This window comes from Pseudomonas sp. RC4D1 (genome assembly GCF_018390395.1).
Classification (GTDB): domain Bacteria; phylum Pseudomonadota; class Gammaproteobacteria; order Pseudomonadales; family Pseudomonadaceae; genus Aquipseudomonas; species Aquipseudomonas danubii.
This window is the reverse complement of sequence record NZ_JAHBAW010000001.1, coordinates 1165885-1177788: the sequence shown is the minus strand read 5'-3', so window position 1 is coordinate 1177788 and position 11904 is coordinate 1165885. Positions and strand designations below refer to the sequence as shown.

The window sequence follows — 11904 nt, the reverse complement described above, 5'->3', positions numbered from 1 at the left end:
CCTCTTCGCCGGCAAGCCGGCTCCTACATCGATCCTGCTGCCCACTCCTCCTACGGAACGGGATGCTGGCGAGGAGGGTTACACCGGTTGCAGGTTGTGCTCGTACACCGCCACGCCATCCAGGTCCCGCAGGATCACCTTCAGCTCTGCAGTCTGCCCGTCGATCTGCACTTCGCCAAAGAACTGGAAGCCGGCAAAGGGCGAAGTGTTCTGCGCAGGCGGCGCCTTCTGGAACACCACTTCCGGGCCGAAGGTTTTATCCAGCACATTGGGCCCGAAACTCCCGGCATTCAGCGGGCCCGCAACAAACTCCCAGAACGGCTCGAAGTCCTGGAACGCCGCGCGATCCGGGTGGTAATGGTGAGCGGCGCAATAATGCACGTCCGCCGTCAGCCACACATGGTTGCGCACCTGATGCTTGCGCAGATGCGCCAGCAGTTCGGCAATCTCCAACTCACGCCCCTGGGCCGGTCCCGGGTCGCCGTTGGCAACGGCCTCCCAACGCGCCACACCGGGGCTGACTTCACCATCGGGCACGCCGAGGCCAATGGGCATATCCGCTGCCACCACTTTCCACTGGGCCTGCGAATCCTTGAGTTCACGCTTCAACCAATCCAGCTGCTCACGGCCCAGGAAGGGTTTCTCGCCACCGAGGTTGTCATCGTTGGCCCCGCGATAACTGCGCATATCCAGCACGAACACATCCAGCAGCGGTCCATAGCTGAGCTTGCGGTAAATCCGCCCGCCGCCATCGGCGCTCTGCCGACGCATCGGCGCATACTCCAGCCACGCCTGACGCGCGCGGCCCACCAGGGTCTGGATGTCCTTGACCGCATAGCGCTCGTCCAACTGCTTGCCGGGCGACCAGTTGTTGACCACCTCGTGGTCGTCCCACTGCCAGATCTGCGGCACCTCGGCGTTGAAGCGACGCAGGTTCTCGTCCATCAGGTTGTAGCGGTAATTGCCCCGGTACTCGTCGAGGGTCTCGGCCACCTTGCTCTTGGCCTCGGTGGTGATGTTGCGCCAGACGCGCCCGTCCTCCACGGTCAACTGCGCCGGCACCGGGCCGTCGGCGTAAATGGTGTCGCCGCTGTGGATAAAGAAGTCCGGCAAACGCAGGCGCATGGCCTCATAAATGCGCATGCCACCGATGTCCGGGTTGATGCCGAAGCCCTGGCCCACCGTGTCGCCGCTCCAGACAAAACGGATATCCCGGCGTTGCGTCGGCGCACTGCGCAAATGGCCGAACCACGGCTCACTGGCCACACCGCTCTGGGCATCCTCGAACCTCACCCGATAAAAGATCGCCTGATCGGCCGGCAACCCCGTCAATTCCACCCGCGCGGTAAAATCCGTGCGCGCATCGGCCAGCGGCGAGATGAACCGCCGAGGGTTGCCGAACAGGCTTCGCGTGTCCCACTCCACCACCATCCGCGCCGGGCGATCCGTGCGGCTCCAGATCATCGCCCTATCCCCCAGCAGATCCCCGGACTGCACCCCATCGGTGAGCTGCGGCCGGTCCTTGACCGACGCAATCACCGCCGGCGCCAGGCTCGGCAGCAACAGCCCCGCCCCGGCGATTTGCATGATCCGACGACGGCCGAGGTTGAACTCGCTCATGGTGACTCCCTGACAATGGTCAAAAGGCAACCTTAGTCAGCGGGGATGAAGGGGGTGTGACAAGAGGCTTGGAACGAGCCGCCTTTTAACTGCAACCAAGCCTTACGCCACAACAAGAACAATCATTAGCAGCATCTGAAAAATCAGTTCTACATCAAGTTTGATCCCACCTACCCGAAACAACCGACACGCTAAGCTCGCCCTTTCCGATACAACCAACCGAGTCGAACATGAATAATAAAAAAAGAATTTTGGTAACCGGTGGCGGAAAAGGAATAGGCGAAAAAGTCATTCGCCTGTTGGTAAGCAAGGGCTACGAAATGCACTTCACCTACTGCCGATCAAAAAAAAGCGCTGAGAAACTATGCAGTGAGTTTCCCAACAAGGTGTTCGCCCACTATTTGAATATGGCGGACCCTGACTCCATCAACACTGGCGGCTTTAGTGAAATATCAGATTGGTACGGCATTATTTTCAATGCGGGTGTGGGTTCCGCCAGCGTAAACAACTATGCCAATAGCCCTGATACTTCTGAAGATCAGTTAGATGAGGCCATGTTGAAAATCAATGCCTTGGGGCCGCTATCCCTGTATCGGCGGCTCAAGCCGAACCTGATCAAAAACAACCACGCAAAGATAATCTTTATTTCATCGGTGGGAGGAGGCATCGCCGCGTTTCCCGGCTTTCGCTACAGCGACGGAATGAGCAAGGCGGCCCTGAGCTACCTGGCCAGACAGATAGCCACAGAGAACACGGACTCTGGCATCGATGTGTTCACCCTCTGCCCTGGAGCGACCGAAACATCAATGTTTGAGGCCAGTACCCTGAATAAACTGAGCCCGTCAGAGCGTGCACACTTTGTCCAAAAACTCCCGAAAGGGCGTCTTATCCAGCCTGAAGAAATAGCTCACTGGATCGCCAAACTATTAGAACCTGAATCCACTGTATTACATGGTTGCATCATTGATGCCTCTGCCGGACTGGGCATACGCCCCAGTCACATGGACTGACCCCAGCAATCGTAATACCGGCCAACTTAATAACAGCCAAAGACTGGAGATTAACGTGGAAGCTGAAACATGGATCACTTACTTAATAGCCTGCATCTTCATCTGTATCTCTCCAGGCAGCGGCGCTGTTCTGGCGATGAGTCATGGCACTCTTCTTGGCTGGCGCCGGACCCTCTTCACCATTGCCGGCCTGGAAGCCGGTGGCGCGCTCATACTCTTGTTGGCAGGAGTGGGAGTGGGCTCTGTGTTACTGGCCTCCGGATTCTGGTTCGGAGTGATCAAAGTCATTGGCGCCCTCTACTTGATCTGGCTCGGACTCGCTCAATGGCGCAGCGCCGGGACTCAAAGCCAGGCTCAAGCTGGACACTCCAGCGTCCCGACCACTCGACTCTTCCTCACCGGATTTGCAACTAACGTCTCCAATCCAAAGGGCATTATTTTCATGGTGGCCATCCTGCCCCAGTTCATAAACCAGGCACTTCCATTAGTCCCTCAACTTGCACTCATGGCCATGACCATGACCCTGGTGGATACGCTGGTGATGACAACCTACGCCTACAGCGCCAACCGACTGCAACAGTATCTGCGCAGCCCATCGGCCCTGAGCGTTCAGAGCCGATTCTTTGGCGGGGTACTGATGGCCATGGGTGCAGCCTTGCTCATGGTGAAGAACCAGACCGCCGATTGAACGACAACCCGTCTGGACGTAATGGCAAGGGCGCCGAAGCCCCTTGCCAAAAGAGCGGAAACCTCGACTACGGAACCGAGCGATTGCCATCAAGCAAGGCATCCACCACGCCACGGGCCATTTCCACCGAATGCACCAGGGACCAGATCAAGCCACGCTCGACGCCGCTGGCCTGCTCGGTGATCTCGTCGGACACCTCTTCGGCGGCTTTGAGCAGCATGGAAACGTGGAGCAAAGCTTCCTCGGCGCTGATGCCGGGGCGGACGGTGAAGGGCGAGTCGGTGCCCGCAGGACCCGCGGCGGTGGGGTGGAGAGCCGCAATCAACGAGCCGTTTACGCGGGTGTTGGCCAGAGCATGGCGAATGACTTCATTGGCCAGATCGTGGTCGGGATTACGACGGGAAGAAGGATGGAAAACAGGCGGATCGGGGACGATCTTTTTCATGGTGTAGCTCCTTGGGATGGAGCCACCACCTGACGCTGCTAAACGTAAGGTGGCAGCTGTACGCGGGTTAGCAGACCGGTCCAAGGAATCCGGCGCACCCAAGGGCGCCCCACGCACAGCCGCCATAACAGAACTCGGCAGGCCAAAAGCCAACCGGGACAGGGGCAATACTTGCGTGTCTTGGAATCAGGCTGCTAAACCCGATCACTGAACATTCAGTGACGAACCGAGCCTAGTGAGCCGAGTACCCAGCCGCAAGCGCCAAGGAGTGTCTCGGAAACGCCTTACAAAAGAAAGAGACTTGGCCGACCGTTAACACCACCAAAGGCTAAGATCGACCAAGATTCGGACGCATGATTTCCAGCGACCTTGAGATCGCCGCGTCTCCTACGACGGAGTGCCGCCCAGAGCGTTCGCAGCCTGCGGCAGCGGCTACAACGGGTGCCGTTGCGGGATTGCGCCGCAACGGATGTACCGTGGAGGTCAGGCCGCCTTGGCCGGTTCCAGGGCCAGTTCGACGGTCTCTGGTCGTTTCACTAGCGCATAGACAACCGCTGTCAGCAGGCTGCCCGCGACAATCGCCAGCAGATACAGCAGCGCATGGTTGATGGCGTTCGGGATCAGCATGACGAACAGGCCCCCATGGGGCGCCATCAGCTTGCAGCCGAAGTACATCGACAAAGCCCCGGTCAGCGCGCCGCCCGCAATGCTCGCCGGAATCACCCGCAGTGGATCTTTGGCGGCAAACGGAATCGCCCCTTCGGAGATAAAGCACAACCCCAACACCAGCGCCGCCTTGCCGGCTTCGCGTTCGGTCTGGGCAAATTTGCGTCGGGCAATGAAGGTGGCAATCCCTAAGCCAATCGGCGGCACCATGCCCGCAGCCATGGTCGCGGCCATCGGTGCATAACTCTGGGACGCCAGCAGCCCCACCGAAAACGCATAGGCCGCCTTGTTGATCGGCCCACCCAGGTCAACGCACATCATCGCGCCCAGCAGTACCCCAAGCAGAATGGCGTTGGTGGTGCCCATACTGTCGAGGAAGTGGGTCAGCGCCGCGAGCATGCCCGCCACCGGTTTGCCCACCACGTAGATCATCACCAGCCCGGTAAACAGACTGGCCAGCAGCGGGATGATCAGGATCGGTTTCAACGCCTCCAGGCTTTGCGGCAGTCGCACATATTGGCTGATCGCCTTGGCCGCATAACCGGCCAGAAACCCGGCGACGATGCCGCCGATAAAACCCGCGCCCAGGGTGCTGGCGAGCAGGCCGCCGATCATCCCCGGCGCCAGACCCGGCCGGTCGGCGATGGAGTAGGCGATGTAACCGGCCAGCAGCGGCACCATCAACTTGAAGGCGGTCTCGCCGCCGATCTGCATCAAGGCCGCGGCCAGGGTGCCCTCTTCTTTGAAGGCGGTAATGCCGAAGACGAAGGACAGGGCAATCATCAAGCCGCCCGCTACCACCATCGGCAGCATGAACGACACGCCAGTCAGCAGGTGTTTGTAGACCCCAGTCTTTTCCTGCTTGGCCGGTGCCTGGGCGCCTGCAGCCGTGGACTCCAACTGGCCCTCGGCCAGGGCCTTGTTCAGAGTCGCCTCGGACTGTTTCAAAGCCACGCCGGTGCCGCAGCGGTAGATGCGCTTGCCGGCAAAACGCTCGGTGGCCACTTCGATGTCCGCCGCCAGCAGCACCACGTCGGCGGCGGCGATGGCTTCGGCGCTCAGCGGGTTACGGGCGCCCACCGAGCCCTGGGTTTCCACTTGCAGGTCGTAGCCCAGGCGCTTGGCGGTCTGCTGCAAGGCCTCGGCGGCCATGAAGGTGTGAGCCACACCGGTCGGGCAGGCGGTGATCGCCACCAGGCGCGGCGCGCGTTTGCCCGCCTCGACCACCGGCTCGGCACTGGCCTCGGTGGCGACATGGATCTGAGCCTCTTCGGCGCCGCGACGCAGCACCGCGTCGACGTCCTGCAGAGCCTGGGACGGAGTGCTGCGGTAGACCCGCTTGCCGACAAAACGCGACAGGTCCACAGGCCCGGTGCTGACGACCAGCACCCACTCGGCGGCCTCAAGGGTGGCCGCTGACAGTTGGCGCTCGGGGTGTGCGTCATCGTGCACTTCAACGCTGGTACTCCAGCCCTGGCGCTGGGCCGCAGCGTCCAGCAGGCGGGCACAGAGCACGCTGGTGACCATGCCGTTGGGGCAGGCGGTAATAATGGCTAACTTCATACGCAACCCTCTTATTGTTCTAGGAGGGGATGCACGCGCACCCCCTGCTCCAGCCGGGCCAGTTGGGCCCTGTCGCTGATGCCGAAACCGATCTGGGTCACGGCCATGGCGGCAATCGCCGTGGCGGTGCGCAGGGTCTGTTCGAACGGCTGGGCGCTGAGCAGGCCGTGGAGCATGCCCGCCAGCAGCGAGTCGCCAGCGCCCACGGTGCTGACCACGCTGACCTTGGGCGGCTGGGCCTGCAAGGACAGTCCGGCGCTAAACCAGTTCACCCCTTCGGCGCCGTGAGAAATCACCACGTGCTCGACGCCCTGGGCCTGCAGAAGACGCGCCGCCTCGGCCTGCACCGCCACGCCAAGCACCGGGCTGCCCAGGGCATCTGCCAGTTCTTCAGTGTTGGGCTTGATCAACCAGGGGCCCGTCGTCAGGCCGGCGCGCAAGGCGGCGCCGCTGGTGTCGAGGGCGACCTTCAGGCCCAGGCTTTTCAGGCGCAGCAACAGCGCCTGGAACCATTCGGGGCTGACGCCTCGCGGCAAGCTGCCGGCCACCACCACCGCGTCATGCCCGGGGGCGATCTGCTCCAGGCGCTCAAGCAAGGCCTGTTGCGCCGCCTCGCTGACCTCGGGCCCAAGGCCGTTGATATCGGTAATGCGCCCGTCGCTTTCGGCCAGCTTGATGTTGCTGCGGGTGTCGCCGGGCACGCGGATAAAGGCATCGACAAACCCGCGCTGGGCGAACAACGCGTCAAACGCCTGTGGATTGTTTTCCCCGAGAAAGCCGCTGACGGTCAGCTGATGGCCGAGGTCGGCCAGCACCTGGGCCACGTTCAGGCCCTTGCCTGCGGCATGGGTGTGCATGGCCTCGCTGCGGTTGACCTGCCCCGCCTCCAAGTGCGCCATCTGGACGGTGAGGTCCAGCGCCGGATTGAGGGTCAGGGTGAGAATCTTCGCCATTACATGGCCTCCACTAGGGCACGCACTTCGTGGGCGCTGCCGACGGCCAAAGCCTGTTGAGCAAGGGTTTGCGCCTGGGTCAGGCTAAGTTCGCGAATCCGCGCCTTGACCTCGGCGATGCTGCGCCCGGAGACGCTCAGTTCATCCACCCCCAGGCCCACCAGCACCGGCACCGCCAGCGGGTCGGCCGCCAGTTCGCCGCAGACCCCGACCCATTTGCCGTGGGCATGGGCGGCACGCACGGTGATGTCGATCAGTTGCAGCACCGCCGGGTGCAGGCCGTCGGCCTGGGCAGAGAGCGTCGGGTGGCCACGGTCGATGGCCAGGGTGTATTGGGTCAGGTCGTTGGTGCCGACGCTGAAGAAGTCCACTTCCTTGGCCAGCACCGGCGCCAGCAGGGCGGCGGACGGCACTTCGATCATGATCCCCAGTTGCAGGTCGGCCACGGGAATTTCCTGGCGCAGGCGCTCGGTCATGTCCCGGGCCTGGCGCCATTCTTCGACGCTGCCGACCATGGGGAACATGATCCGCAGCGGGCGGTTGTCCGCCGAGCGCAGCAGGGCGCGCAATTGCGCTTCCATGATGAGCGGCCGCTGCAAGGTCAGGCGGATGCCGCGCACGCCGAGGAAGGGGTTTTCTTCCTTGGCGATCGGCCAGTAAGGCAGCGGTTTGTCACCGCCCACATCCAGGGTGCGCACCACCAGCGGACGCCCGGCAAGGCCGTCGAGTACGCGGCGGTATTCGGCTTCCTGGGTGGCTTCGTCCGGGGCCTGGGGATGGGCCATGAAGATCAGTTCGGTGCGCAGCAGGCCGATGCCTTCGGCGCCGTTTTCCACAGCGGCGGCGACACCGGCGCTTTCACCGATATTGGCGAACACCTCGACGGCATGACCGTCCGTGGTATGGGCCTGTTGATGGCGTTGCTCGGCGGCGGCCTTGAGGCGTTGCTCGCGGGTGTCACGTTCCTCGGCGGCCCGCTGCAGGGTGTGGCTATCAGCGTCGACATGCAGGCGACCGCGCTGGCCGTCCAGCAGCAAGGGCGTGCCGGACTTGATCAGCAGCACGCTGGCGCCCGCGCCCACCAGGGCCGGAATGCCCAGGGCCCGGGCGACGATGGCGCTGTGGGCGGTGGCGCCGCCGCGGGCGGTGAGAATGCCGGCGACCCGGGCCGGATCGAGGCGCGCGACGTCCGAGGGTCCGACTTCGTCCATCACCAGGATGTAGGGCTGGTCCGGCTCGGCCGGGGTTTCGATGCCGCACAGCTGGGCCAGTACCCGGCGGCCGATGTCCCGCAGGTCGGCGGCACGTTCGGCGAGCAAGGCGTCCTGCAGGGCTTCCTGTTGTTTGGCGGCGGTTTCAATCACGGTCATCCAAGCCGCTTCCGCGCTTTCGCCCTGCTTGAGGCGGGTGTCCACCTCGTCGGTCAGCTCGGGGTCGTCGAGCATTTCCTGGTGGGTGATGAAGATCTCGCGAATGGCCTTGGACTTGCTGCGCTGGACCAGCCCATCGATGTCCTGGCGCACGTCGGCCAGGGCCTGCTGCAGGCGCTGGCGCTCGATGGCGGTGGACTCACCCCGCAGCGGGTAGTCGATGGCTTGCTGAACCTGGATATGGGCCGGGCCGATGGCGATGCCGGGAGCGGCGGCGATGGCCTGGATCAGGCTGCCGGAGGCCGGGGCGCTGAGCGGCACCACGACTTCCTGCGATTCTTCCCGGGGGGCGCTGGCCGCCGGCAGGGGCTCAACGGTTTCCCCGAGGCCGGCTTCGATGGCCGCCAGCAGGGCCGGCAAGGCATCAGCGGCAATGCTCGGTTCAGCAATCAGCTCCAGCACCTGGCCGCGTCGAGCACCGAGGCTCAGCAGTTTGCTCAGGCTTTTCACCGAGACCGCCGAAGCCGCGCCATCGGCGATACGGATGCGGATCTCGCCCTCGAAATTCTTCGCCAACTGCGCCAATTCCTTGGCCGGGCGGGCATGCAGGCCGTGGGCATTGGCCAGGGCGATGCGGGCGCTGGGCCAGTCCGCCGGCAACTCACCGCCGAGCACTTCCAGCACCGCGCGACGGCTGGTGGCGCGGCCCAGTTCCTGGCCCCGGCCTTCGATCAACAGCGCGCACAAACGCTCCAGCAAGGCTTGATGAGCTTCTCCCAGGCTGGCCAGGCAGAACAGGCCGCTCAGGGGCTGGCCCAGGTAACGAATGGGTTTGTCCGGGGTGACGAACGCCAGCCCCGGGCGCAGCACGGTCTGCTCGCTGTGCAACCACCACAGGCCGTCGCCCAGGGGCAGTGCATCCACCTGTTGCAGCACCGCGGCAAAGCCGTTGCTCACGCACTCGGCCTGGCGCAGCAGGCGGGCGCCGCGCCAGACCAGCTCTTCGAAGTCTTCCGCCGCAACCCCGAGGCCGATCATCTGCGCGTCCAGCGCCAGTTCCTGGGGCGCGCCCTGCAACAGCTTGAGCAGGGCCTCCGGGGAACTGGCACGACGCAGGGCCTGGCCCAGGTCGGTTTCCCCCAGGGCCCGGGTCAGCAGTTGCAGCAGGCGCAAATGCTCGTCGGATTTGGCCGCGATGCCGATGGCCAGGTAGACGATCTGCCCGTCGCCCCAGTCCACGCCGTCGGGAAACTGCAGCAGGCGTACGCCGGTGGCAAACACCTGATCGCGGGTTTCCGGGGTGCCGTGGGGGATGGCGATGCCTTGGCCGAGAAAGGTCGAGCCCTGGGCTTCGCGGGCCTTGAGGCCGGCCAGATAACCTTCGGCCACCAGGCCGTCAGCCACCAGTTTGTCGGCCAGCAAATGCAGCGCCGCGGACTTATCCACAGCCGTTTGGCCCATGGATATCTGCTCTACAGTGAGCTCGAGCATGGCTTCTCCTATTTAGCGCGGCAGGGGGCGGCGCTAGGTATTGTTTTAAGTAAGCAGCGTAGGCGTGTTTAGGGCCACAAACGGGACTTGTTACCGGGCAGGGGCAGTTTTCCGTTTATGATCTAGCCTAGAAAATACGCCTGCTGAAACGTTTAATCTAGCAAGTTTGCTAAGTTACTCGATAATCTCGGCGCCTTGAAGTCCTTCTGCTCGATGGCCGGTTCCGACGTTGGTCGCCTGCCCAGATCAGGTAGGATTGGCGAAAATGTCGGGGCAAGCACCAAAAACAAGGAAATCCCGGGTTGAAACTCAGTGATATCGCTCGCCTGGCCGGTGTGTCCGTCACCACCGCCAGTTACGTCATCAACGGCAAGGCCGAACAACAACGCATCAGCAACGCCACCGTGGAACGGGTGCGCGCGGTGGTGGAGGAACACGGCTTCACCCCCAATCCCCAGGCCGCTGGCTTGCGCAGCCGCCACACCCGGACCCTGGGGTTCATACTTCCGGACCTGGAAAACCCCAGCTACGCGCGCATCGCCAAGCTGCTGGAGCAAGGTGCTCGGGCCCGGGGTTATCAGTTGCTGATCGCCAGCTCCGACGATGCGCCGGACAGCGAGCGGCAATTGCTCCAGTTGTTTCGCGCGCGGCGTTGCGATGCGCTGTTCGTCGCCAGCTGCCTGCCGCCGGAAGACGACAGCTATGAGCAATTGCAGGCCCAGGGCCTGCCGATCATCGCCATCGACCGGGTGATGCCGTCCGAGCTGTTCTGCTCGGTGATCAGCGACGACCTGCACGCCAGCCTGCAACTGACCCAGAGCCTGCTTGAGCCCGAGCCCAAGCAGATCGTGCTGATCGGCGCGCGCCCGGAACTGAGCATCAGCCAGGAGCGCGCCGCTGGTTTCCGCCAGGCCCTGCAAGGCTTCGGCGGTGAGGTGCTGATCGAGCACGGCGAAGCCTTCAGTCGTGATTGCGGCCGGCAGTTGATGGAAGAGTTGCTACAGCGCCTGGGGCACCTGCCGGATGCCCTGGTGACCACCTCCTATGTGCTGCTGCAGGGGGTGTTCGACGCTTTGCACGACTTCCCGCTCAAATCCCGGCCACTGCGCCTGGGCACCTTCGGTGATACCCAGTTGCTGGACTTCTTGCCGCTGCCGGTCAACGCCATGGCCCAGCAGCACAAGCTGATCGCCGAGAAAGCCCTGCAACTGGCCCTGGCCGCCATCGAAGAAGGGCAATACCAGCCCGGCGTCCAGGCCATCGCCCGGACCTTCAAACAGCGCATCCGGCAGGCTTGAACCGTGGAACTGATCGACACCCACACCCATCTGGATTTTCCGGATTTCGACGACGACCGTGAGGCGCTGCTGGCCGACAGCCGCGCCCGGGGCGTCTCGCGAATGGTGGTGCTGGGGGTCTATCAGGCCAATTGGCAGCGGGTCTGGGACCTGGTGCAGAGCGATGCCAGGTTGTACGCGGCCTTTGGCCTGCACCCGGTCTATCTGGACGCTCATCAACCCGCCGACCTCCAGCAACTGGGGGACTGGCTGACGCGATTGGCAGGGCATCCCCAGCTGTGCGCGGTGGGCGAGATCGGCCTGGATTACTTTCTTGCGCAATTGGACCGCGAGCGCCAGCAATCGCTGTTCGAGGCCCAGTTGCAGCTGGCGGCGGACTTTCATTTGCCCGCCCTGCTGCACGTGCGGCGCAGTCACGCGGCGGTGATCGCCACCTTGAAGCGTTTCAAGCTCAAGCGCGGCGGCATCATCCACGCCTTTGCCGGCAGCCGCGAGGAAGCCCGGGAATACATCAAGCTGGGGTTCAAGCTGGGCCTGGGCGGCGCCGCTACCTGGCCTCAGGCATTGCGCCTGCGCAAGGTCCTTGCCGACCTGCCCCTGGACTCTGTGGTGCTGGAGACCGACTCGCCGGACATGGCGCCCGCCATGTTTCCCAGCCAGCGCAACAGCCCGCAGCATCTACCGGCGATCTGCAGCGCCCTGGCAGACATCATCGGCATCGCTCCCGAGCAACTGGCCAGGGCCAGCACCCGTAATGCCTGCGAGCTGTTCGGCTGGCCCTCAGGCACGCCGTAACGATC

At 63.4% G+C, this 11904-nt stretch carries 9 protein-coding genes; 4 read left to right on the top strand and 5 right to left on the bottom strand.

The features are described from left to right. Window positions 1–78 precede the first annotated feature (78 nt). The gene (locus KHO49_RS05335) at window positions 79–1620 is read right to left on the bottom strand and encodes an alkaline phosphatase D family protein (protein WP_213664728.1); all 1542 of its coding nucleotides are present in this window, start codon (window positions 1618–1620) and stop codon (window positions 79–81) included. 230 nt (window positions 1621–1850) lie between these two features. On the opposite strand from KHO49_RS05335, the gene KHO49_RS05330 reads away from it, so the two are divergent. Together KHO49_RS05330 and KHO49_RS05325 are read left to right on the top strand one after the other, a co-directional pair. After that, window positions 1851–2630 carry an SDR family NAD(P)-dependent oxidoreductase gene (locus tag KHO49_RS05330; RefSeq protein ID WP_110653068.1) on the top strand — a complete coding sequence of 260 codons (780 nt, stop codon included), beginning with the start codon at window positions 1851–1853 and terminating at the stop codon, window positions 2628–2630. Between the two features lie 55 nt (window positions 2631–2685). Next, window positions 2686–3318, top strand: a complete 633-nt coding sequence (locus KHO49_RS05325; protein ID WP_110653069.1) for a LysE family transporter — start codon at window positions 2686–2688, stop codon at window positions 3316–3318. A gap of 67 nt (window positions 3319–3385) precedes the next feature. Here the strand turns inward: KHO49_RS05325 and KHO49_RS05320 are convergent, their stop codons facing one another. From KHO49_RS05320 to ptsP, 4 genes are all read right to left on the bottom strand, one after another. Beyond that, window positions 3386–3763: a DUF6124 family protein gene (locus KHO49_RS05320; protein WP_170001162.1), complete on the bottom strand. Its 378-nt coding sequence runs from the start codon at window positions 3761–3763 to the stop codon at window positions 3386–3388. A 483-nt stretch (window positions 3764–4246) separates the two neighbouring features. Beyond that, window positions 4247–5992, bottom strand: coding sequence for a PTS fructose-like transporter subunit IIB (locus KHO49_RS05315; RefSeq protein ID WP_213664727.1), 1746 nt, complete (start codon window positions 5990–5992; stop codon window positions 4247–4249). A gap of 11 nt (window positions 5993–6003) precedes the next feature. Next, the gene (gene pfkB / locus KHO49_RS05310; protein WP_170001164.1) at window positions 6004–6945 is read right to left on the bottom strand and encodes a 1-phosphofructokinase; all 942 of its coding nucleotides are present in this window, start codon (window positions 6943–6945) and stop codon (window positions 6004–6006) included. Next, on the bottom strand, window positions 6945–9806 hold the full coding sequence (ptsP, locus tag KHO49_RS05305) for a phosphoenolpyruvate--protein phosphotransferase (RefSeq protein ID WP_213664726.1): 2862 nt from the start codon (window positions 9804–9806) through the stop codon (window positions 6945–6947). The genes pfkB and ptsP overlap by 1 nt, the downstream gene beginning before the upstream one ends. Window positions 9807–10108: 302 nt before the next feature. Here ptsP and cra point away from each other — a divergent pair, with 302 nt between their 5' ends. After that, entirely contained in the window at window positions 10109–11104 is a 996-nt protein-coding gene (gene cra, locus KHO49_RS05300; protein ID WP_213664725.1) for a catabolite repressor/activator, read from the top strand. 3 nt (window positions 11105–11107) lie between these two features. Next, the gene (locus KHO49_RS05295; RefSeq protein ID WP_213664724.1) at window positions 11108–11899 is read left to right on the top strand and encodes a TatD family hydrolase; all 792 of its coding nucleotides are present in this window, start codon (window positions 11108–11110) and stop codon (window positions 11897–11899) included. Window positions 11900–11904 lie beyond the last annotated feature (5 nt).